The organism is Streptomyces sp. CBMA291 (genome assembly GCF_014596525.1).
In the GTDB taxonomy this organism is placed as follows: domain Bacteria; phylum Actinomycetota; class Actinomycetes; order Streptomycetales; family Streptomycetaceae; genus Streptomyces.
The window spans coordinates 98,635-121,155 of sequence record NZ_MSJP01000096.1 but is presented as its reverse complement, the minus strand read 5'-3'; the positions used below and the strand labels follow the sequence as shown (position 1 = coordinate 121,155).

18 protein-coding genes and 2 pseudogenes are annotated in these 22,521 nt (G+C 73.8%); 7 read left to right on the top strand and 13 right to left on the bottom strand.

Annotation, left to right across the window (positions count from 1 at the left end; translation table 11 throughout):
- The first annotated feature begins 39 nt into the window (after positions 1-39).
- From BU197_RS23190 to BU197_RS30730, 5 genes and pseudogenes are all read left to right on the top strand, one after another.
- Positions 40-303 (top strand): acyl carrier protein, encoded by a 264-nt coding sequence (locus BU197_RS23190; RefSeq protein WP_188270237.1) that lies wholly within the window; start codon positions 40-42, stop codon positions 301-303.
- The gene (locus BU197_RS23185; protein ID WP_188270236.1) at positions 300-1,589 is read left to right on the top strand and encodes a beta-ketoacyl-[acyl-carrier-protein] synthase family protein; all 1,290 of its coding nucleotides are present in this window, start codon (positions 300-302) and stop codon (positions 1,587-1,589) included. Before BU197_RS23190 ends, BU197_RS23185 begins: the two co-directional genes overlap by 4 nt.
- Before the next feature lie 5 nt (positions 1,590-1,594).
- A complete protein-coding gene (locus tag BU197_RS23180; protein WP_188270235.1) occupies positions 1,595-2,416 on the top strand; it encodes a crotonase/enoyl-CoA hydratase family protein in 822 nt (273 codons plus the stop codon).
- Positions 2,417-2,470: 54 nt separating this feature from the next.
- On the top strand, positions 2,471-3,718 hold the full coding sequence (locus tag BU197_RS31105; protein ID WP_188270234.1) for an SDR family oxidoreductase: 1,248 nt from the start codon (positions 2,471-2,473) through the stop codon (positions 3,716-3,718).
- 135 nt (positions 3,719-3,853) lie between these two features.
- A pseudogene (locus BU197_RS30730) lies at positions 3,854-3,988 on the top strand (DNA-binding response regulator); the annotation flags it as partial.
- A gap of 12 nt (positions 3,989-4,000) precedes the next feature.
- Here the strand turns inward: BU197_RS30730 and BU197_RS23170 are convergent.
- The 5 genes from BU197_RS23170 to lanL form a co-directional block, all read right to left on the bottom strand.
- Complete coding sequence (locus BU197_RS23170; RefSeq protein ID WP_188270233.1) at positions 4,001-4,408, bottom strand: FKBP-type peptidyl-prolyl cis-trans isomerase; 408 nt, start codon at positions 4,406-4,408, stop codon at positions 4,001-4,003.
- A gap of 613 nt (positions 4,409-5,021) precedes the next feature.
- On the bottom strand, positions 5,022-5,894 hold the full coding sequence (locus BU197_RS23165; RefSeq protein ID WP_188270232.1) for an ABC transporter permease: 873 nt from the start codon (positions 5,892-5,894) through the stop codon (positions 5,022-5,024).
- The gene (locus tag BU197_RS23160) at positions 5,891-7,003 is read right to left on the bottom strand and encodes an ATP-binding cassette domain-containing protein (protein WP_188270231.1); all 1,113 of its coding nucleotides are present in this window, start codon (positions 7,001-7,003) and stop codon (positions 5,891-5,893) included. The genes BU197_RS23165 and BU197_RS23160 overlap by 4 nt, the downstream gene beginning before the upstream one ends.
- A gap of 146 nt (positions 7,004-7,149) precedes the next feature.
- Positions 7,150-7,305 carry a VenA family class IV lanthipeptide gene (locus BU197_RS23155; RefSeq protein ID WP_188270230.1) on the bottom strand — a complete coding sequence of 52 codons (156 nt, stop codon included), beginning with the start codon at positions 7,303-7,305 and terminating at the stop codon, positions 7,150-7,152.
- Positions 7,306-7,357: 52 nt separating this feature from the next.
- Positions 7,358-10,024, bottom strand: a complete 2,667-nt coding sequence (gene lanL, locus BU197_RS23150; RefSeq protein ID WP_188270229.1) for a class IV lanthionine synthetase LanL — start codon at positions 10,022-10,024, stop codon at positions 7,358-7,360.
- A gap of 530 nt (positions 10,025-10,554) precedes the next feature.
- Between lanL and BU197_RS30725 the strand changes: the two are divergent.
- A pseudogene (locus BU197_RS30725) lies at positions 10,555-10,671 on the top strand (LLM class F420-dependent oxidoreductase); the annotation flags it as partial.
- A gap of 71 nt (positions 10,672-10,742) precedes the next feature.
- Here the strand turns inward: BU197_RS30725 and BU197_RS23145 are convergent.
- The 3 genes from BU197_RS23145 to BU197_RS23135 all read right to left on the bottom strand — a co-directional run bounded on the left by BU197_RS23145 (position 10,743) and on the right by BU197_RS23135 (position 15,874).
- The gene (locus tag BU197_RS23145; RefSeq protein ID WP_317452110.1) at positions 10,743-11,933 is read right to left on the bottom strand and encodes an amidohydrolase; all 1,191 of its coding nucleotides are present in this window, start codon (positions 11,931-11,933) and stop codon (positions 10,743-10,745) included.
- Positions 11,934-12,041: 108 nt separating this feature from the next.
- The gene (locus tag BU197_RS23140; protein ID WP_188270227.1) at positions 12,042-14,117 is read right to left on the bottom strand and encodes an alpha/beta fold hydrolase; all 2,076 of its coding nucleotides are present in this window, start codon (positions 14,115-14,117) and stop codon (positions 12,042-12,044) included.
- Positions 14,090-15,874, bottom strand: a complete 1,785-nt coding sequence (locus tag BU197_RS23135; protein WP_188270226.1) for an N-acetylglutaminylglutamine amidotransferase — start codon at positions 15,872-15,874, stop codon at positions 14,090-14,092. Before BU197_RS23135 ends, BU197_RS23140 begins: the two co-directional genes overlap by 28 nt.
- A 610-nt stretch (positions 15,875-16,484) precedes the next feature.
- Here BU197_RS23135 and BU197_RS23130 point away from each other — a divergent pair.
- On the top strand, positions 16,485-17,132 hold the full coding sequence (locus BU197_RS23130; protein WP_188270253.1) for a phosphatase PAP2 family protein: 648 nt from the start codon (positions 16,485-16,487) through the stop codon (positions 17,130-17,132).
- Positions 17,133-17,139: 7 nt separating this feature from the next.
- On the opposite strand, the gene BU197_RS23125 is transcribed toward BU197_RS23130, so the two are convergent.
- The 5 genes from BU197_RS23125 to BU197_RS23105 are packed head-to-tail and all read right to left on the bottom strand — an operon-like array spanning position 17,140 to position 22,520.
- Positions 17,140-18,465, bottom strand: coding sequence for a glutamate-1-semialdehyde 2,1-aminomutase (locus tag BU197_RS23125; protein ID WP_188270225.1), 1,326 nt, complete (start codon positions 18,463-18,465; stop codon positions 17,140-17,142).
- Positions 18,462-19,019, bottom strand: a complete 558-nt coding sequence (gene rfbC / locus BU197_RS23120) for a dTDP-4-dehydrorhamnose 3,5-epimerase (RefSeq protein WP_188270224.1) — start codon at positions 19,017-19,019, stop codon at positions 18,462-18,464. The genes BU197_RS23125 and rfbC overlap by 4 nt, the downstream gene beginning before the upstream one ends.
- Positions 19,016-20,254 carry a polysaccharide pyruvyl transferase family protein gene (locus tag BU197_RS23115; protein ID WP_188270223.1) on the bottom strand — a complete coding sequence of 413 codons (1,239 nt, stop codon included), beginning with the start codon at positions 20,252-20,254 and terminating at the stop codon, positions 19,016-19,018. Before BU197_RS23115 ends, rfbC begins: the two co-directional genes overlap by 4 nt.
- Positions 20,251-21,207, bottom strand: a complete 957-nt coding sequence (locus BU197_RS23110) for a glycosyltransferase family 2 protein (RefSeq protein ID WP_188270222.1) — start codon at positions 21,205-21,207, stop codon at positions 20,251-20,253. The genes BU197_RS23115 and BU197_RS23110 overlap by 4 nt, the downstream gene beginning before the upstream one ends.
- On the bottom strand, positions 21,204-22,520 hold the full coding sequence (locus BU197_RS23105; RefSeq protein WP_188270221.1) for a hypothetical protein: 1,317 nt from the start codon (positions 22,518-22,520) through the stop codon (positions 21,204-21,206). Before BU197_RS23105 ends, BU197_RS23110 begins: the two co-directional genes overlap by 4 nt.
- Position 22,521 lies beyond the last annotated feature (1 nt).

Below are 22,521 nucleotides of genomic sequence, written 5' to 3'. Positions count from 1 at the left end.
CAAGAAGTCGACGCGACGAACAGCAGAAGGAGTGGCACCATGCCCGACGCCGAACAGCTCGTTCGATACCACCTGTCCAAGATCCTCGACCGCGATCTCACGGGGCTGGCACCCGAGACCGACCTTGAGCGCGACCTGGAGGTGGACTCGCTCGATGTCGCCGAACTCTCGGCCGCCCTCAAGGGCGCCGGAGTCGACGTCAGCAGGGAGGAGGTGGCCGCCGCCCGCCGGTACGGCGATCTGATCGCGCTGGTCGGTACGGCCCTGACCGGCGACGGCGCCGGAAAGGGGGCGGAACGATGAGCGGGGAGGACACCGACCGCCTCGGCCGGAGCCGCGTCGCCGTCACGGGGCTGGGAGTCAAGACGTCCGCCGGATGCGATGTGCCGGCCTTCGCCGACGCGGTGTTCGCGGGCGTCCCGACCGCCTCGACCGTCACCCGGTTCGACACCGCGGGGCTGCCCAGTCGTATCGCGTGCCAGCTGGCGGAGTTCGATCCGGCTGCCTATCTGCCGGGCAAGGTCGCCCGCAGGTACGACCTGTTCACGCAGGTGGGACTGGCCGCGGCAGTCGACGCGCTCGCCGACGCGGGGACGCCGTCGCCCTCCTCGCCGGAGCGGGCGGGTGTCTTCTGCGGTACGTGCATCGGCGGCGCCGACACCTTCACCCGGCAGGCGGGAGCCGGAGCCCGCGAGGGGCTCGCCGCCGTGTCCCCGCTGACAGCCAACCAGTTCATGTTCTCGTCACCGGCCTTCGCGATCTCCCTCGAACTGGACTGGCACGGGCCCCTCCTCACCGTTTCCACCGCATGCGCCTCCGGTACGGACGCCATCGGGCAGGCGGCGCGCCATATCCAGCGCGGCGAACTCGACGTGGCATTGGCAGGCGGCACCGACACCGGCGGCGTCAGCCCGGTGATCTTCGCCGCGTTCGCCCTCGCGGGCGCGCTGTCGCAGCGCAACGACGACCCGGCCGGGGCGTGCCGCCCCTTCGACACCGACCGCGACGGGTACGTGATGGGGGAGGGGGCGGCGTTCATGGTGCTGGAACCGCTGGCACGGGCCCGCGCCCGGGGGGCGGGGATCCTCGCCGAGATCACCGGGTACGCCACTGGCTGCGACGCGCACCACATCAGCCAGCCGCACCCGCAGGCGCGCTGGTCCACCCGGGTCATCACCGAGGCGCTGGCCGACGCCGCCCTGCGGCCGGCCGACATCACCCAGGTCAACTGCCATGCCACCGGTACGGTGCTCGGTGATCCCGCCGAGGCCGCGGCGCTGCGCGCCGTCTTCGCCGAGGGAGGTGGCCCGCCGCCCGTCACGGCCTCCAAAGGTGTCTTCGGCCATCTGACCGGCGCGGCCGGCGCCGCCGAGGCCGTCGTCGCGGTGCTGTCCGCCGCCCGTGCCGAGGTGCCTCCCACGGCCGGCCACCACCGGCTCTCCGACGACTGCGCGGGCCTCGACGTGGTCGCCGGAGCACCCCGCCGGGTGGCGCGCGGCCCGGTCCTGTCCAACTCCTTCGGCATGGGGGGCCAGAACGCGGCGCTCGTCGTGGCGCCCCCGCCGGCCTGCCCGTCCGACGCGGGGTGACCGCGATGGGCAAGGCACTGAGCGTGTCGGTCGACGGCCACATCGCCCAAGTGACGCTCACCGGACCGGGACGGCACAACGCGCTGGGTCCCGACTTCTGGCGGGAGCTTCCCGAGGTGTTCACCGCACTCGACCGTGACCCGGGCATCCGGGCCGTCATCCTGACCGGCAAGGGCGGCAACTTCTCCGTCGGCACCGACCTGGAGCCGATGCGCGGCGTCTTCGACGCCGTCCTCGGCGCGGCTCCGGCCGACGGCGCCGCGCCGAGGAGGGAACTGCTGCACTGGATCCGCGGCATCCAGGCCGCCACCGCCACCGTCGTCGACTGCCGTCACCCGGTCATCGCGGCCGTCCACGGGGTCTGCATCGGTGGCGCCCTGGACCTGATCGCCGCCGCGGATCTGCGTTACGCCTCCGCCGACGCCCGATTCTCCCTGCGCGAGGTCGCGTACGCCATGGTCGCCGACGCCGGCTCGCTGCACCGGCTCCCGGTCGTGGAGTCCCAGTTGCGGGAGATGGCCTTCACCGGCGCGCTGGTCGACGCCGCGCACGCCGCGAGAATCGGCCTGGTCAACGATGTCGAACCCGACCGGGACGCCCTGCTCGTCAGGGCGTGGCGGACCGCCGCCGAGATCGCCACGAATCCGCCCCTCGCGGTTCAGGGCATCAAGGAGGTCCTGAACCGCCGCCGCGCCGCCCGGTCCGCCGTCGCCGGAGAACTGGACTACGCGGCGCTGTGGAACGTGGCGTTCGCCCCTTCGGCGGACCTCGCCGAAGGCTTCGCCGCCGCCCTCGAACGGCGCGCGCCACGCTTCACGGGCCGATGACCACGGCTCGTACCCCACGCCACCGGCACCACCCCTCACCTGAATCGAGACGGGATGAACGCCGACCTGCCGACCGCGATCGCCCGCGACGCCGACCTGCCGACCGCGATCGCCCGCGACGCCGCCCTGGGCGAACGGCTCGACCCACCCGGACGGCCCGCGTCCCCCTTCCGCCGAGACCCCGTCGTGCTGCTCACCGGCGCGACGGGCTATCTCGGCGGCTATCTCGCCCGGGAGCTGCTCGCCGCCGGTGCCCATGTGTGGTGCCCCGTCCGGGGGCCCGACGCGGCCGCCCGCCTCCGCGAACGCCTGAGCACCCTCGGCGTACCGCCCGACGCCGCCCGGCTGACAGCCATCGAGACGAACCTGACGGCCCGTCAACTAGGCTTGCCCGAAAAGGAATACCAGCGTCTGTGCGCCGATGTGGATGTCATCGTGCACTGTGCCGCCTCGGTGAACCTCGCCGCCGGTTACGACGCCTGCCACGCGGCCAACGTCATGGCCACCCTGCGCGTCTGCCAGGTGGCCTCCGCGCACCGGGCGAAGCCCCTCCATCACATCTCCACCCTCGCCGTGTACTTCGGCGCCCGCGCGGCGGGCCGCGCCACCATCGCCGACGGAGACCCGCCCCACCCCGCGGATCTGCCGGACCTCGGCTACCCCGCCACCAAACTGGCCGCGGAACTCCTGATCGACACCGCCGTGCGGCGCGGTGCCCTTCCGGCAGGCGCGGTCATCCACCGCATCCCCATGGTCCCCGGCGACTCCCGGGGCCGTGCCCGCGTCGGCGACATCGCCACCACCGCCGTGGCCGCCACCGCCCTCGTCGGCGCGGTGCCCCGCAACACCCACGGCACTCCCGCCATCCTGGTCGACGACGCCGGCACCCTGATCTCCGCGATCGCGCTGTCCGGCCCCGTGTTCCCGCCCGGCCCCCGGCCCCTCGCCCTCAATCACTACCAGCGCCGCATCACACAGAGCGACATCGCTCTCGCGCTCGACGCCTGTGGCCACCCCGTGACGGAAACCGATCCCGCCGAATGGAACCGGTTGCTGCTCCGGCATGCCCGCGCCCAGCGCCGCGGCACCGGCGCGCTCCCGCCGACCCGAGCCCTGGCCGCCATGGCCGGCAACATCCTGCCGTACGTCATCGAGGAAACCCCCGAGCACGCCCTCCCCGACTTCGACCGCACCCGGGAGCACGCCCTCCGGGACACTCTCGGCATCCCCGAGCGGCCCATCACCCCCGCTCTCCTTGCTCGTATCACCTCGGCCATGCTCTCCTTCCACCGGAAGCCGTAGACCGGTCTCCCGGTGGAAGGGACGCGACATACGCGTTCCCTCTGGAGGCCGCCCTTGGGCAGCGAGGTCAGCACGGAAGGAATGGAGGGGCCGGGCCGGACCGTACGGCCGACCGCGCGGAGGGGGGACTCGCGAATCAAGGGCGCCTCCGCCGGGGAACCGGCCCAGGCCGTGCGGATCGTGGCGTGTGGCGATGCACTGCTCGCCCCGAACGGGACCAAGCGGCTCGTCGCCGGGTTCTCCCGGCTCACCCTCACCCCGCACGTACCACCGGGCGCCGTGTCAGGGCGTCCTGCTCCACCCCGTGGCGCCGGAGTACGAGTCGAGCAGGTCCACCACGAAGACAAGGGTCGAGTTCGCCGGGATCAGCGACGTGGGCGACTGCTTGCCGTAGCCGAGGCGCGGGGGGACGACGATCTCGCGCCGACCGCCGACCCGCATGCCCCTCACTCCGCGATCCATGCCCTTGACGACCTTGCCCCCGCCCACGGCGAACTTGAACGGTTCACCACGGTCCCAGGAGGCGTCGAACTCCTTGCCTGACCCGAAGGTCACCCCGACGTAGTGAATCCGCACCACCATGCCCGCTGTCACCTCGGGCCCGTCCCCGGTGATCAGGTCCCGGACGGTCAGCTCGGCGGGAGGGGGACCCCCCGGCACGTCGATCTCGGGCTTCGTCGGTTCACTCATCGCAGCCTCATCACTCTCCACCGGGGGCCTCCGCACGGACCAGCCGCGCACAGGGACCCCACGCTACCGAGAACACCGACCCAGGAGCGCACCGGCCACCGCTCCGGCCACACGCAACTGATGACAGTGCGGATGCGGAGCGTGTCCATGAGCGAGGCGTTTGTCCCCGTACGCGCCACGGGACCCGTGGTCACACCCTCGTATCCCGTGGTCACACCCTCGTATGGAGACGTCACGGCGCCCAAGAGGATCTCACCTGGTGACGCCCAGCCATCGCAGACGGCACCACCGGTCCACGGGAACCTCATCAAAAGCGGTACGTTCTCCGGGCCTATCCCCCCGGCGGGCGGCGTCGTGGAGTACTACGACGGCGAGGACATCGGCGACTGGCAGGTCGGCGCGCCCGCAACACCGACCCGGTGGGCGACTCGTACACCCCCGTCGGCCCCCGCTTCGCCTCGATCGGCAGGAGCCTGCGGTTCCTCGCCGGTGACGACCACTTCACCCTGGAGTTCACCGGCCGGGCCCCCGACGGCTGCGGGCCCTGCTCACCGACGTCGTCGCCAAGGTGGTCGGTCACGTCGCCCCCTGACGCCGGGAGCCGGGGCCGGGGTCACTCCGGGCGGCTGAACCTGCGGGCGGCCCACAGCAGGGCGACGGTCCCGGTGGCGAGCAGCAGCCCTGATTCCAGGAGCAGCGGCGGCTGCCAGCCGCCCCACGCGATGCCGCCGACGGCCTCGTGGCCGGGGACCCGCAGACCGATGCCCCGGCGCAGCAGGTCCACCCCGTACGCGATCGGGTTGACGGCGGCGAGCGCGTGCGCCCAGCCCGGCATGTTCTCCAGCGGGAAGAAACCGCCGGAGAGGAACAGCAGCGGCATCATCACCACCCCGAGCAGCGTGTGGAACGTCTCCGGTCTGCGCAGGGTCACGGCGAGCACGAGGGCCAGCGAGGTGATGGCGAACGAGACGAGGACCATGCCGCCGAGGAGCACGGCGAGCAGGACGGGGTCGTACGGCAGACCGACCGCCCCGGCCAGGCTCAGCAGCACGGCGCCCTGGACGGTCGCCACCAGGGTGCCCCCGGCGCAGCTCCCGAGCAGCAGTGTCGAGCGGCCGACCGGGGCCATCAGCAGCTCGCGTAGATAGCCGCTCTGCCGGTCGGTGATCAGCCGGATGCCCACCATGATGGCCGGGGTCTGCACCGTCATCATCAGCATGCCGGGGAAGAGATACGTCTGATAGCCCACCCCCAGCGAGGAGTCGGGGATGAGCGCGGCGAGACCCCCGCCGAGGATGAAGAGATAGAGCACCGGGTGGAGCAGCATCAGCGCCGTGTGGGCGCGCTGGCAGGCCAGCCGGAGCAGATCGCGGTGGACCAGGGCGTGGATCGCGCGCAGTTCGTGCCGCAGGTGTGGCAACCGCTCGCGCGCCCCGGCGCCGGGGACGACGGGGGCTTCGGGAGCCTCGGGGACGAGCGTGGTCATCGGGCGCCTCCGGTTTCCGCCGAGGTCCGCCCGGACGGGGGCGGCAGCGGCGCCCGGCCGCTCCCCGGGGTGTGGATGCTGCGGCCGGTGTGGTGGAAGAAGACGTCGTCGAGCGTGGGCGGGGTCGCCGAAGCGGCGTGCACGGAGACACCGTGGGTCTCCAGGGTCGCGCACAGCCGGGGAATCCAGGCGCTGCCGTCGGGCACCCGCAGCCAGATCCCGTCGGCGTCCGCCGTGACGAGCCGGTCCGGCGGCGCGATCCGCCGCACGACCCGCCGCGCCCGGACGTCGTCGCTGGTACGCAGCACCACCCGGTCGTCCCCGATCGCGGCCTTCAGCGCGTGCGGCGCGCCCTGCGCCACCAGTCTGCCGTGGTCGATGATCGCGATCCGGTCGCAGTTCTCCGCCTCGTCCAGATAATGGCTGGTGACGAAGAGCGTGCTGCCGTGCCTCTCCCGCAGCTCGCGCAGGTGATCCCAGAGCAGCGCGCGGGCATGGGGGTCGAGACCGGTCGTCGGCTCGTCGAGGAAGAGCACGCTGGGGGCGTGCAGCAGTTGGCGGGAGATCTCCAGCCGCCGCCGCATGCCGCCGGACAGGGTACGGACGAGGGAGCGGCGCCGGTCGGTCAGCTCGGCCGTCTCCAGGACCTCTGCGGTACGGCTCCGGGCGTGCTTGCGGCGCATCCCGTAGAGACGCGCGTGGATGTACAGGTTCTGCTCGACCGACAGGTCCGGGTCGAGGGCGCTGTGCTGGAAGAGCATGCCGACCCGTCGGCGCACCCGGTCGGGCCGGGTGGCCACGTCGGCACCGGCCACGGTGGCGTGCCCGGCGGTGGGGCGGGCCAGCGCGCACAGCAGGGCGATGGTGGTGGACTTCCCGGCGCCGTTGGGGCCGAGGAAGGCGAAGGTCTCGCCCCGGTACACGTCCAGGTCCAGGCCGCGCACCGCCTGGGTGAGCGTGCCGTCGGGCCCCGGATAGCTCTTGACCAGGCCGCGCGCGCTGATCGCGAGGGCCGGAGCGGAGGGGGGAGGGGCGGAGCCGGGACCGGGGACGGGCGTGGCCATGAGGTCCGCTCGGGCGAGATCGTCGTCACCGGCGTGCAGCTGCATGTCGTCTGGTCCTCATCCTGGAGACGTCGGCGCCGGCGCGCCCGCGACGGCGGGAGGACCCGCCGTCGCGGACGGCCGTGCCTGGGGAGCAGGCTGTCGGCCGGCGGCTGCCCGGGACAGCCGCCGGCCGGATGGTGCCGCCTGGATCAGGCGCAGCTGACACCGATACAGACGGTGTTGAGGAGCGTCAGCAGGCCGACGCAGTTGCAGGTGGCGGCGAAGGCGGCACCGTCGGCGCCGACCGGGTCGGTCTCCGGGAGGGCGTGGAGGCGGGCCAGCAGGTCGAGGTCCTGGTTCTCCATGATCTTTCTCCTTCTCTGGTTTTCTCTGTGGTGTGGCGGCAGGGGGTGCCGCTCAGACCGGCTGCCGGATCATCCAGTGCCGGTGGTCTGTGTGGTGGAGCCGCAGGAGGAAGGCGAGGATCCCCGCGGAGCCGTCGCTCCAGCCGGTCGAGGTCTCCCCGTACTCGTTGGGGAAGACCACGTGACCGCCGCGCCCGGCCCGCTCGGCGACGATGAGCCGGGCCAGTTCCCCGGCCAGGGAGCGGTAGCCGGGGTCGCCCGTGGCGTCGGCCAGGTCGAGCAGGAAGTCGCCGTTCCCCGCGAGCCCGTGGCACTGGGTGAGGGGCGCGCGGGAGGCGCGCTCCACCACCGCGTGCGCGCCGCGCCGGGCGAGGTCGCCGTACCTGTCGTCCCCGGTGGCCTGCCAGAGGCGGATGAGGAAGGTGCCGATGCCCGCCGAGCCGTGACACCAGTACGGGGCCGTGGGGGCGTCACCGGCCTGGGCGGGCCACTGGGCGGCCTCGCCGACCCGGACGGCGTGGGTGACGAGGAGTTCCCCGGCGGCCACGGCGAGCGCCCGGTGTCCGGGGTGCCCCGACACGGCGGAGGCGGCGAGGAGGAAGGCGCCGATGCCCGCGGCACCGTGGGCGAAGCCCAGATACCGCTTGCCCCGCTCCTCGGTGACCGCCTCCGCCGGGATCGGCCAGCTGACGCCGTTCGGTTCGGGCCGTGCGGCGGCGGCCAGCCGGTCGGCCGCCGCGACGGCCCGTTCGGCGAAGCGCGGATCACCGGTGCGGTGCCACAGGTGCAGGGCGGCCGTCCCGCTGCCCGCCGCGCCATGGGTGATGTCGTGGCTGAGGGTGGACTCCTGCGGGGCGAGGGCCAGGGCCACGGCGTGGCCCATCAGTGCCCGGTCGTCGACGGCGCGCCCCGCGTCGTACAGGGCCCAGGCCGTCCCCCGTCCGCCGAAGTGGAGCCCGGGGCGGACGGGTCCCGCGGTGTCGGTGTGGTCGGCGATCCAGCGTCCGGCGGTGGCGAGCACCTCGGGCAGCCGGGCGTCCCGGGTGAGTTCGTAGTACCGGGTGAGGACGGCGAGGACACCGGCCGCGCCCTGCTGCACGGTGCAGGGGTCGGTCTCTCCCGCCTTGGTGGAGACGGGCCACAGCCGGGTCGGGTCCGCCGGGGTCATCGAGTCGACGAGGTGGTCCACGATCCCGGCCACCGCCGCCTGCCGCTCGTCGCCCCGGGCCCGGTCGGCGCCGATCCGGACGCCCTGCCGGGCGGGGTGCGCCTTCCGCAGCGCCTCGCGCGCCCTGACGGGGTCCCAGCGCTCGGCGGGATCGTCCCTCATCAGTCCGAGGAACAGCTCCGCGAGGCCTTCGGGAAGCCGGAGCGGTTCGGCGCAGGCGGCCAGCCAGTCGGCGAGCCGCTCCTCGGGGGCCCGGGTGCCGGGCTCCTCCGGCAGCAGGTTCGGCACCTTGCCGGCCATCACGAAGCAGGCGGTGGCGCCGAGGCTGTAGTAGTCGGCCGTGGGGGAGACGGGGGCGTCCACGAGGCGTTCGGGGGCGCTGAAGCAGGGGGTGCCCACCCGGGTCGGCAGGGGATCGTCCTCGGTCAGGACGGCCAGCTCCAGGTCGATCAGGCGCAGTTCGCCGTCGGGGCGGACCATGACGTTGCCCGGGGTGAAGTCCCGCAGGACGCAGCCGTGTCCATGGGCGGCGGCGACCAGGTCCACCAGGCGGGCGACCTGCTCCAGGGCCTCGGCGCGGTAGCGCTCGCTCCCCGCGTCGCGGAAACGCTCGGCGACCCAGGTGCGCAGGGGGACGCCCGGCACCTCCTCCTGGGCCAGGAACAGATGGCCGCCGTGCTCGAACATCGCCAGGGCCTCCGGGGCGAGCCCCGTGCCCTTGAGCTTCTCCAGGGCCCGCGCCTCGGCGCGCAGCCAGTCGCGCACGTCGTTTCCCGAGGCGTCGGCCTCCACGTGCGGCCGGGTCTCCTTGATGACCACGGGGGCGCCCGTGGCGACCTCGGTGCCCCGGTAGACACCGCCCTTGTTGGTGTGCCGGATCGCCTCCCGCACCGCGAAGCGGCCGCCGAGCAGCACCGGGCGGTTCGCCGCCTCCGCCGTGCGGGGCGGGGCGGGCACCAGGGCGGGGAAGGGGCAGACCGCCCAGGAGGGCGGGGAGTAGCTCCCGGTGCGCTTGTCCTCCACCGGGTTGCCTTCGGGGTCCTCGATGACCCACACGAGGAGGCCCTCTTCCGAGAGGCGCCGCCGTCCGACGAAGGCGCCGTAGCGGTAGTGCACCAGGCTGTTCACCGCGTAGGGCCGGTCCGACAGGATCCGGGGGCCGGCGAGCCCCGCCGTGGCCCGGTGCAGATCCCGGGCGACGCGGGTCGCGTCCTCGTCGGAGCGGGGGTAGACGGTGATGAACTTGCCGGAGCTTCCGCGTGGGGTGGCCCGGGAGTTGAGCGCGCTCACCTGGTCGAGCGACCGGGCGAACTTGAACGTCGACTCCTCCCGCAGCAGCACGTCCAGTGCCTTCGCGAGGACCGCCGGAGCGGAGGCGGCGGTCGCCGACACGTGCAGCTTCCACCCTTGCTCGCGCCGTACGCCCGACCGGGGCGCCACCCGGCACCACATCTCGTCGGCTTCGGCCGTCCAGCGCGCTCCGGTGCCGGTGGTGTCCAGCGCTCGGCGCAGAAGGCCCTCGAATTCGGCTTCAGTTGCTTGGCTTGTCATGTGTCCCTCTCAACGGTGAGAACCGCTGGTCGGAACGTTGCCTGATGGGATTCGGCATACCAACAGACAGGAAGTGTTTTCACTTGATCCGGCGAGCGCACAGCGCATTTCATCGCGACTTACGTGCGCCGGGGCGCAAAAAAATACGCTCCGGCGCACACCGGAGCGATCTGTCACCAGTGTGACAGAAGGGAACTCCTCAAGGAATCAAGGCACGTCAGAGGGCTGATGGCATCGACCGTGAGCGAGGGAAAGCGGCACCCGTCCCCGATCTCCCGGTACGGCAGGCCCCTTGGCGAGCGCGGAGGAAGCGGGACGAGGACGGGAACGGTTCCGAACAGCGCACCTCGCTCGAACTTTCGGAGACCTCAAGGAAATCCGTTTTTCCCACTGACTCGGATGTGCGACGATCCGAACGCGATCGACGAGTTCTGGCCGGACTCCGTTGACGGTCTGGCGATCGCGGCAAGTCGCCGGACACGATGCGCCTCGGCTACCCGGTGATGACCGAGCAGGCCGGGCCCCGGGAGCAGTTCCGCTGGTCCCTCGGCGGCTGGCGGGTCAACGCCGAACTGCCCCTTCCCGCCGCATTCGCCCAGACCACCGAGCACATCCGGCCCGAGGACATGGCCGCCGCCCTCCCCTGCGCGAGGCCTGACCCGCCGCCCGCCGCACCCGCCCCCCGGGCCACGGAGCGGCCGGGCGCGCCCGGCGCCGCTCACGTTCCCTCCGCGCCCTCCCTCCCGAAGTCCGCCCAGGCGCCCTCCGCCACCTCCGGGCGCAGCAGGACATCGGCCGCCGTGCGGGCCAGCGCCTCCGTCACGGAGGCCAGTACCCGACGGGCCCGGGGCCCGGCCGCCGCCTCCGCGAACCGGGACGTGTGACGGGACGCGTCCGCCGCCTCGATGGCGACCCAGGGGTGCAGCGCGGGCACCCGGGTGCTGACGTTGCCGATGTCCGAGGAGCCCAGGTACACCCCGGGAACGGGCTCCGACAGGGGGATGCCCGCCCGCTCCAGATGCGCGGCGAACAGCGCGGAGAGCGTCCCGACCGGACGGAAGTGCTCGTACCGGCCGCCGACGCCGGACACCTCCACCGTGGTACGGGTGGCGAGCGCGATCCCCCGCGCGCAGGAGCCCACCTCCTCGACCAGCTCCTCAAGGGCCCGGGTGGTCGTCCCGCGCAGCCCGAACAGGCCCTCCGCGTACTCCGGCACGATGTTCGTGGCGCGCCCGCCGTCCGAGACGATCCCCTGGACGTGCGAGCCCGGGGGCAGCCGCTTGTGCAGGACGCCGAGCGCGTTGAAGAGCTGGATCAGGGCGCCCAGGGCGTCGATGCCCTCCGTCGGGTCGCCCGTGGGATGCGCCGCGTGCCCGTGGAACCCCACCCGGAGCTGCGCGCTGGCCGTCAGCGGCGCCCAGGTCCAGTCGTGCGTGCCCGGATGGAACATCAGGGCCGCGTCGACCCCGTCGAACACCCCCGCCTCCACGAGCGTGACCTTGCCGCCGCCGCGCTCCTCCGCCGGAGCCCCGACGGCCAGCAGCTCGCCCTCCGCCCACCCGGCGCCTTCCGCCCCGGCGGCGTCGAGCGCGGCACGCACGGCGAGCGCCGCCCCGAGACCGGCCGTCGCGATGAGGTTGTGGCCACAGGCGTGCCCGAGCAGCGGCAGCGCGTCGTACTCCATCAGGAGTGCCACCCGCCGACCGGAGGGGGACCCGGGCCCCGCGCGGGCGACGAAGGCGGTCGGCAGCCCGGCGGTCCCGCGCTCCACCCGGAAGCCCTCCCGCTCCAGCTCGTCCGTGAGCAGGGCGGCCGCCCGGTGTTCCTCGTAGGCGGTCTCCGGCTGCTGGTGGAGGGTGAGGGCGATGTCCCAGAGCCGTTCCGCCCGCGCGGCCACCTCGTGGGCGATACGAGCGGGACCGGCGGGACGGGCCGTACCACCGGTACCGGCGTGCGGTTCTTCGGCGTTCCGTGCCACGGGGGTCTCCTCGGGGTCGGGGCCGGTGCGCGGGTCCGGTCACACCGGGGGCAGCCGGCGCTGGATCCAGTCCGCCGCCGTCAGCCGGAACAGGCGTCGGCTCTCCGCGCGGCGGAAGTCGTGGCCCTCCTCGTGCAGGAGCAGCAGTTCCGCCTCCAGACCGAGGTTCCGTGCCGCCGCGACGATCTGTTCCGATTCGAGCGGCGGGACGTTGGTGTCGTGCTCCCCGTGGATCGCGAGCAGCGGTACGCGCAGGGCGTCGACGCGGCTCATCGGGGACAGCGCGCGCAGCAGGGCCTGGTCGCGCTCCGGGTGCCCGTACTTGTGCGCGGCGGAGTCGGCGAGCCAGGGCTCGGTGCCCGCGAAGAAGGTGGCGAAGTCCGACATGCCGCAGACGGTGACCCCGGTGCGGAACAGCTCCGGGTGCCAGACGAGGGAGGCGAGCGTGAGATAGCCGCCGTACGAGTGCCCCATGACGGCCAGCCTGCGGGGGTCGGCGAGACCGCTCTCGATCACGTACGCGGCGCAGTCGGCCACGTCCTGGATCGCCGCGAAGCGCCCCTCGCCGAGGTCGGCGTCGCGGAACGTACGGCCCCAGCCCGATGAGCCCCGGACGTCGGGGGCGAAGACGTCGAGGCCCCGGCCGAGCAGCTCGTGGTAGAGCGGGTCGAAGACCGGGCGTTCCTGCTCCTCCGGGCCGCCGTGCAGATGGATCACACAGGGCGCGGGTTCGCCGTCGGCGTGGCCGGGCGCCCTGCGGTACCAGCCGCCCAGGAGCAGCCCGTCCCGTGCGGTGGGGCGCAGCGGCACCGGGCGTACCGGCGCGGGCCCCGGCGGCACGGTGTCGGCGTCCCGCGCCGTCCAGGGGGCGGGCGCGGGGAGCGCCGCGCCCGGCAGGTGCCAGACCCCGGGCCGCCGCTGGGAGCCGGAGAGGGCGACCAGCATGCCGTCGGGACCGGCCGGCGCGACCCGGGTGACGACCTCGTGTTCCAGCTCCACCGCGCGCGGGACGGCGGTCCCGGACTCCTCGGCCTCTCCGGTGTCCTCGGCCCCTTCGTACGGTGCCGTTTCGCCGTCCGTCAGCGGCAGGGTCTCCAGGGCGCTGGTGCCGAGGACGTTCCAGGCGAGCGCGGCCCGTCGGCCGTGCTCCACGAAGGCGAGCAGTTCGAGGTCGCAGTCCGCGCGCTGGGCCAGGACCCGGACGTCGCGGGCGGGGTCTCCCGGGCCGTCGAGATCGAGGGCGAGCAGGGCGGCGAACTCGCGTTGGTGATCGCTGCGCAGCCAGACCGTCCGGGCGTCCGGGGAGAAACGGCCGATCCACGGATCGCCGTCGGCGACGCCGAGGACCCGCAGCGGCGTCGGGTCGGCCGGGCGGACCACCACCGCCTCCCGGCGCCCGCGCGGGCCCCGGCGCAGCAGGGCGAGGCCGCCGTCCTGGCTGATGTCGCAGACCCGCAGGGTCGCCGCCTCGGTCTCCTCCGCGAGGAAGACGGGGGCGCTCACGGCGGCCGGGTCGACGAGGTAGGCGCTGAGCCGGTCCCGGGCCGGCGGGGCGAGGTCCTCGGGCCCGCCGTCGTGGAGGAGGGCGGCGTGGCCGTCGCGTTCCGTCCAGCCGGCCGGGCGTTCGGTGTGCTCGTGCGGGGCGGGGTGCCCGGGGGTGGGTTCGGCGATCGTGACGGCCAGCGCCGTGCCGTCCCTGGTCCAGCAGCCGAGGTACGCCGAGGAGCCCGGGGCCGCACCGGCGAGGATGCGGCGGTCGGAGCCGTCGGGGCGGACGCAGAGCACCCGGGTGTGGCCGCTGCCGCCGGGGGAGACGGTGTAGGCGATCCAGCGGCCGTCGGGCGACCAGGAGACCTCGGTGACGTGGTCCGAAGCGGCGTCGAGGAGCCGGGCTTCGGAGCCGCCGACCGGCGCCGTCCACAGCTGCGGCCAGCCCCCTCGATCGCAGATGAAGGCCACCTGCTCGGCGGCGGGGTCGGCCGCCGGGTACCAGCAGGCGTGGGCTCCGAGGCGCGGCCGGTCGTCCGGCGTCCCCGCGGCACCGCCGAGGTGCCGTGCCGTGGGGGCCCCGGTCCGGTGGCGTCCGGTCAGCGGATGCCGTGTGTCTGTAGCCATATCTCCAGCAACGCCGCCTGCCACAGGGCGTTCGCCCCCCGGTGGGTGCGGTGGCCGTCCGGTTCCCTGAGGAGGGTGGCGATGTACTCGTCTCGGAAGATGCCGCGCTCGCGCGCGTCGGGTGCGGCGAACGCGTCGCGGACCCGTTGGAGGACCGGGCCCGCCATGTGGCGGATCGCCGGAACCGGGAAGTAGCCCTTGGGGCGGTCGACGATGCCGACGGGCAGGACCGTGCGTCCGGCGTCCTTGAGGATGCCCTTGCCGCCCTGGGCGAGCTTCAGTTCGGGCGGGCAGGCGGCGGCCAGCTCGACGAGTTCGTGGTCGAGGAAGGGGGTGCGGGCCTCCAGACCCCAGTCCATGGTCATGTTGTCGACCCGTTTGACCGGGTCGTCGACGAGCATGACGTGGGTCTCGGTCCGCAGGGCGGCGTCCATGGCGGTCTCGGCGCCGGGCGCGGCCATGTGGTCGCGGATGTACGCGGCCGAGGGGTCGGTGGCGGGCAGCATCCCGGGCCGGAGGATCCTCGCGAGGTCGGCGTGCGGCCGGTCGAAGTAGACCTCGGCGTATCGCTCGGGCTGGGGCTCGCGCGATCCGTCGGCCATGGCCGGGTGCCAGTGGTAGCCGGCGAAGACCTCGTCGGCGCCCTGACCGCTCTGCACGACGCTGACCTCCTTGGAGACCAGCTCGGACAGGAGGTGGAAGGCGACGGCGTCATGGCTGGTCATGGGCTCGCTCATGGCGGCGACGGCTCCGTCGAGGGCGGCGGGGACCCGGTCGGACGGCACCATCAGCTGGTGGTGGTCGGTCCCGAAGAGCCGGGCGACCCGATCGGAGTAGCGGAATTCGTCGCCCTCCTCGCCCGCCTCCGTTTCGAAGCCGACGCTGAAGGTCGCCAGGTCGCGCTGTTCCTCCCCGGCGAGCAGGGCGACGATCAGACTGGAGTCGAGCCCGCCGGAGAGCAGGACGCCGACCGGCACGTCGGCCACCATCCGGCGGCGTACGGCGGTCCGCAGCGCGTCCAGGAGGAGATCGCGCCAGTCCTCGGGGCGCAGCCCGGCGAACTCGCTCCGGCGGGTGTAGGAGGGCTGCCAGTAGTGCTCGTCGTGCTCCGTCCCGTCCGGCTCCACCGTCCGTACGGTCGCGGGCGGCAGCTTGCGCACCCCGGCGAGCACGGTGAGCGGGGCCGGTACGGTCGACTGCCAGCTCATGTAGTGGTGCAGGGCGACCGGGTCGAGGGTGGTGTCGACATCGCCCCCGGCGAGGAGCGCGGGGAGCGTGGAGGCGAACCTGAGCCGTCCCGGCCGGGCCGCGAGGTAGAGCGGCTTGATGCCGAGACGGTCCCGGGCGAGGACGAGTCTGCCGGTGGCGTGCTCCACCAGGGCCACCGCGAACATGCCCGCGAAGTGCAGGACGAAGTCGGTGCCCCACTGGCGGTACGCCTTGAGCACGACCTCGGTGTCCGAGGTGGTGTCGAAGTGGTGTCCGAGTCGGCGCAGCTCCGCGCGCAGCTCCTGGTAGTTGTAGACGCAACCGTTGAAGACGCAGGTCAGTCCCGCACCGGCGTCGGTCATCGGCTGGGCGGCGCGCTCGGACAGGTCGATGATCTTCAATCGGCGATGGCCGAGAGCGATGGCCCCCTGACTCCAGAGGCCCCGGCCGTCGGGGCCTCTGGCCGCGAGCCGGGCTGTCATGCGCTCCACGGCGGCCAGATCGGGCCGCTCGCCGTCGAAGCGGATCTCTCCACTCAGGCCGCACACACCGGGCCTCCTTAAGGGGCGGACGGTGGACCCCGGGCGAGGAGCCCGGGGCGGGGTGCCGCGTCGTCGCGGGGTCGCCCTGGACCCCGGACACGCCACTGTCCGACTTTACGACGAATTGCGACGGTTCGCGGGTGCAGTGAGGCACGCGGGGCCGGGCCCCGGGGAGATCCGCGGGGCCGGCCCCCTGGAGGCCCGCGGGCTCGGCCCCAGGAAGATCCGCAGGTTCCGGCCCCGGTGCGGAGCCCCGCCTCCCTGCCGGGCGGGAGGGGAACCCCTGCCGTGGAGCGTGCCCCGGGATACGTCCACGCACGGGGAGCCGATTCTCGTACGAAGGGGTGAACTCTCCGCCCGAGGTCTCCCGTACGCCCCACTTTCCCGCAACGGCCCTCCGCGACCGGGGCGTTGACTAGGGTGACGGCAGGAGGCCGGTCCAGGGGGCGGCAAACGGCACACCCGGACGGGACGGGAGCCGCACACCCGGGCCGGACGGGTGCCGTACGGACGGGCCGCACGAAAGCCGCCCGGACGGGTCGGATACGACGAGGGGGCTCACGTGGCATCGCCCGAACGGACCGGACCGGCGAGCGCGTCCGGGCACACCCCCGCCCTGCTCCCCCCGCGCCTCCTCCCTCCGCCCTTGCGCCGCCCGCTCCGCACGACGGCCCTCCTCGCCGCGTCCGCCGCCCTGCTCCTGGGACTCCTGTACGCCGGTGACAGCGGGCCCGGCCCGGCGGACAGGCCCCTCCTGGCGGCGATGGACGGCGCGGGACCCCCCTGGCGGGGCCTCGCCCTGGCCCTGGACTTCCTCGGCGAACCCGGGGGAGCGGCGGCCCTGATCGCCCTCGCCGTGACCGTCTGTCTGCTCCTGCGGTGGCCCCGCGCCGCCGTCCTCGTCGTGCTCGGCACCGGCGTGCCCGTGGTGACGACGACGCTCCTCAAACCCCTGGCGGGCCGCACCATCCACGGCGGATACCTGTCGTACCCCAGCGGGCACACCGCCTTCGCCACCGCGTTCGCCCTCGTCGTGGCGCTGCTCGCGACCGGCAGGCTCGGCCTCGGCAGGACGGCCGGCCTGTCGCTCCTCCTCGTGTCGGCGCTGCTCGCGGGCGTCGCCATGGGCGCGGCGCAGGTCGCCCTGAGCGCCCACTATCCGACCGACACCCTCGGCGGCTGGTGCACCGCCCTCGCCCTGACCCCGGCTACCGCCTGGCTGATCGACCGGACGTCCGACTCCCTCGGACCGCAAGGAAGATGACGATTCGTCACGCCAGGCTTCGGAACACCGGCTTCACCGGCCGCCCCGCCATCCAGGGCGTGGGATCGGCGGACTCAAGGGCCTTCCGGTACACCCCGCACGCCTCGGCCACCACATCGACGGTGCGGTCGATGTCGGCCTCGTCGAGCGCGCTGCTCACCACGAACGACGGGGCCAGCACCCCGCCCGCGAGGAGCCGGCGCAGGAACAGGGTGCGGTACGGCTGCGAAGGCCGCAGTTCCTCGTCCAGGGTCGCGAAGACCAGATTGCTGGCCCGGCCCCGGACCAGGACGTGCTCGCCGACCCCCGCCGCCTCCGCCGCCTCCCGCACCCCGGCGGCCAGCCGCTCGCCGAGGGCGTGCAGCCGCGCGGTGATCCCCTCCTCCGTGTAGGTGGCGAGCACGGCCATCGCGGCGGCCAGCGAGTGCGTCTCCGCCCCGTGCGTGGTGGACAGCAGGAACACCCGCTCGTCGGAGTGGCGCAGCCCGCCCCGCTCCATCAGCTCGCGGCGCCCGGCCAGCGCGGCGATGGCGAACCCGTTGCCCAGCGCCTTGCCGAAGGTGGAAAGGTCGGGGACGACCCCGTAGAGACCCTGAGCACCCGCCTCCGACCAGCGAAGCCCCGTGATCATCTCGTCGAAGACCAGCAGGCAGCCGTGCCGGTCGGCCAGGGTGCGCAGCCCCGCGAGATAGCCGGGCGGCGGTTCCGTGTGACCGGCCGGTTCGAGGACCAGACAGGCCACCTCGCCCTGATGGCGGGTCAGCAGCTCCTCCACGGCGGTCAGGTCCCCGTAGGGGAACGACACGGTCAGCTCGGTGGCCGCCGCCGGGATCCCCGCGGACATCGGGGTGGTGCCGATGAACCAGTCGTCGACGGAGAAGAACGGCTGGTCGCCGCAGATCGCCACCCGGGGCCGCCCGGTCACGGCGCGCGCCAGCCGCACCGCCGCCGTGGTGACGTCCGAGCCGTTCTTCGCGAACTTCACCATCTCGGCGGTCGGCACGGTCGCCAGGAACCGCTCCGCCGCCTCGACCTCCCGAATGGACGGACGGACGAAGTTGCCGCCCCGGTCCAGTTCCCGCCGCACCGCCTCGATCACCCGGGGGTGGGCGTGGCCGAGACTGACCGAGCGCAGACCGGAGCCGTACTCCAGATACCGGTTGCCGTCGACGTCCCAGACATGGGCGCCCCGGCCATGGCTGATGACGGGGGCCAGGCCCTCGGGATACTGGTCGTCGCCCTTGGCGTAGGTGTGCGCGCCCCCGGGGATCAGGGCGTGCAGCCGCTCGTTCGCCCGCCGTGACGCGTCGAGCCGGAACTCCCCGGGGCTCACGTCCGCTCCTCCGCCCGCTTCAGGGCCTCGGCGAGCCCCGGCGCCTCGCGGTCCCGGTCGGACATCGACGTGACCGGCAGAGGCCAGGGGATGGCCAGCTCCGGATCGTCGTGGGCGATCGTCACGTCCTCGGCCGGATCGTGCGGGCGGTCGATCCGGTACGCGATGTCGGCGGTCTCCGACAGCGCCTGGAAGCCGTGCGCGCACCCCGCCGGGATGTACAGCGTCGTCTGCGTCCGCCCGGACAGGTCGAAGAAGGCGGTGGCGCGGTACGTCGGCGAGTCCGCCCGCAGATCGACGACGACGTCGAAGATCCTCCCGTACGAGCACCGCACGAGCTTGGCCTCCCCGGCACCCGCCCGCAGATGCAGCCCGCGCAGCACGCCCCGGACCGAGCGGGACAGACTGTCCTGGACGAAGGCGTCCGGATCGAGGCCCACCGAGCGGACCACGTCGGCGTCGAAGGTCCGGCAGAAGAAGCCGCGTTCGTCGGCGTACGGCGTCGGCTCGAACAGGTAGGCGCCGGAGATCTCCGGAACCGCGGTCGCTTTCACGAGGCCTCCCGCGAGGTGGGGGTGGGAACCGGTCCCGTCGCCGGGAACAGGACCGAGGTCAGGGCGGTGAACTGGTGCTCAAGCCGCCGGACGGCCGCCGCGTTCCGCTCCGCGAGCGTCCGCCGCAGCTCCGGCGCGTGCTCCTCCAGCTCCCGGAACTGGACGAGCAGCCGGTCGGCGTCGACCTCGCGCGCCGGATGGCAGTACGCGCCCAGGCCCATCCCGGCCATCAGCGCCTCGCTCTTCGCCGCGTAACCGACCGCGAGGACCGGCGTCCCGGTCTTCAGCGCGCAGATCAGATTGTGATACCGGACGGCGACCACGCTGTCCGCCGCCGCCATCTCCTTCATCAGATCGGCGAGCGAGGCCGTCTCGGCGGCGGTGACCAGCGGCGAGTCCACCGCGTCGAGGATCGCGTCGACCACCGGCGCGTCGACCGCGTCGCCGGTGAGCAGCCGGACCGGTCTGCCCTCCGCGACCAGCGCCCGCACGAACCGGATCGTCCCGTCCAGATAGCGCCGGTGGATCTCCTCGGCCCGCGCCCGGTCGTCGTTGCCGCCGTGGAATGCCATGACCCCGACACAGACCGTTCCCGGCGGACCCTGGGGCGCGCTCGACGCGGGCGCGGGCAGGGAGAAGGCGAGGTCCGGGTAGACCTCGTCGCGCGAGGTGTCCACCCCCATCGCCCGCATCGCGTCCCGGGACTGGGCGTCCCGGTAGGAGCGGTACGAGGCCAGCCGCGCCGACCAGCGGACCAGTGCCCGCACCGGCCGGTCGGCGATCGGCGCGGCACCGACACCGGCCAGCGCCACCCGCGTCCCGAACAGCCGCCCGGACGCGCAGAGCAGGAACAGCGCGTACGGGAAACCCCACGGGCGCAGGGGCAGCGTGGCCTCCAGGACCCCCATGCCCGGCACGATCACCACCTCGTGCCGCCGCACCCAGCGGGCGGTGCGGACGGCGTCGACGACCTTGCCGAAGCCCTTCGCCGCGATCGAGCCCGCCCGGGACGCGGTCCGGTACTCCCCGCCGTACCAGTGCAGCCGGGTCGCCGGAATCCCGAACCGGGCCGTGACGGCCTCGGGTCCGCCGCACAGCGCGTCCACGACCGCCTCCGGGTGCTCGGCGCGCAGGAAGCCGAGCACCGCCTCCAGGGACCCGTCGTTGCCGAGGTTGCCCGAGCCGAGCAGCCCGAACAGACCGACGCGCGGCGGAACCCCGCCCCCCGCCCTCACGCGGACATCCCCGCGCGGCCCTCGCGGCCCGCGACGACGGCGTCCACGGAGACGTCGAGCAGCGCGGGGTCGACCGGCGCCCGGTCCTCGACCCGCTCCCCGGCACCCGGCCGGGTCCGGCTCGCCGCCCACGCGGCCAGATGCCCGTAGCACTCGCGCCGGTCGGCGGGGGAGAGCGGCGCCCGGCGGACCGCCGAGAGGAACCCCCAGACGTACTCGGCGAGGAGCCGGGGCGTCGGGTGCAGTCGGCCCGCCCGGCGCGGATCCAGATTGACGCACCGGGACCGCTTGGAGGGGTTGGCCCGCTCGGCCCGCGTGGGATGGTCCCGGCGGAAGTACAGCAGCTCCGGCACCTGGTGGAAGCGCCCGTGCAGGCCGATCTCGCAGACGAAGGTGCGGTCCGCGTGGTGGTAGCTGTCGAGCGGCTTCACCCGGCGCAGCACCTCGGTCCTGATCACCCCGTAGAAGTCGTCGCCGCCGGGCTCGAACAGCATGCTGCGAAACCGCTCGGGCGCGTGGGGGGAAGCGGTGGCGAGCCCGTAAGCGTAGGGCACCTTCACCTTCCCCTCGCCGTCGATCACCGCCTGGTCGGCATGGGCGAGGATCACGTCGGGACGCTCGTCCAGCGCCTCCACACAGCGCCGCAGCAGATCCCGCGCGTACAGGTCGTCGTGCGAGGCCCACTTGAACAGCTCGCTGCGGCACTCGTCGAACACCCGGTTGTGGTTCGGGGTGGCCCCGATGTTCCGGGGCAGCCGGACGTACCGGATGCGCGGATCGGCGGCGGCGTACGCCCGGCAGATCTCCTCGGTCCCGTCGGTCGAGGCGTTGTCGGAGACGATCAGCTCGAAGTCCCCGTAGGTCTGCCCGAGCAGGGCGTCGAACGACTCGGCGAGATACTCCTCGCCGTTGTACACGGGCAGGCCGATGCCGAGCCGGGGAACGGTGGTCATGACGTCCTCACTTCAGGGATGGAAAGGTGGTGCTCGCGCAGGGCGGACCGCAGTTGCAGCCACCACACGGCCGAGCCGCTCAGCGTCGCGGCGGCGACGCCCCAGGCCGAACCGACCGTGCCCGCCGCCACCGCCCCGCCGAGCCCGCCGCCGACATAGAGCGTGGAGGCGAACAACTGGCAGCGCAGGCTGCGCCGGGCCGCCGCGAGCGCCCGCAGCCCGGCCGCCGCCCCGGTGCCCAGACTTGCGCCCGCGACGCTGAGCGTGGCCGGCACGATCAGCTGCGAAGCCGCGTGCCAGACGCCGCCGAGCACCAGCTCGCCGAGCCGGTCCGGCACGAGGAGCAGCGCCGCGCCCCAGAGCAGCGCGGCCGCCGCCTGCCCGCCGCCGAGCAGCAGACAGAACAGGCCCAGCCGGTGCGGGGCCTGCCGCAGCACCCGGGCCGCCTCCGCGACGGTCACCAGCGAAAGCCCCATCAGGACGGCGAGGAAGGGGCCGAGCAGGAGTTCCGCGCCCCGGACCACGCCCACCGCGCTGACCCCGACGATCGCGCCGAGCCCGTACGCCCGCAGCTGGCCCGCGCCGCTGATGCCCGCGTTCTCCACCAGATAGCGGAAGCCGAGATCGCGCTGCTCGCGGAGCCAGACCCGCGCCCCGGACGGCCGGGGCGGCACACCGGACTGGACACAGCCGTATCCGGCGGCCACGGCGGCGGAGGCGCCCCAGGCCAGCAGGAAGGCCGCGACGGTGCCCGCCCTGGCCGCCACCACCATGGCGGGGACGAGCGCGACGCCCATCACGAGATCGTTGACGAACGCCTTCCGTCCGGCGCCCGCCGCGAAGAACGAGAACCGCCAGGCGTCCTGGAGCAGCAGCCCCGGCAGCACCACGCCGAGACAGACGAACGCGGTCCCCATCGGCCCGTCGAGCGCGAACCCCAGAGCGAGACAGAACGCCCCGACGACCCCGCCGACGCCCAGCGCGGTGCCCGACGCCCGGCCCACCGCCCCGCGCCAGGGCGCCTCCGGCACACCGCTGAACCGCACCATGAGCGGATCGGTGGTCAGCCCCCGGGAGATCCCGAGGACCACGCCGTAGGTCACCCACGCCAGGCTGAACACGCCGAACGCGGCAAGGCCGAGCGAGCGCGCCACATAGATGCCCACCGCGAAGTTGGTCATGCTGGAGGCCGCCTGGTCGGCCAGCCCCCAGGACAGCCGGCCGGCCATGGCCCGCCGGGCGGAGCGCCGGGCGGGCCCCGCCGCCTTGTCCGCGGGCGCCGTCGTGCTCTCCGTCTCCTCCCCGGTGGTCATC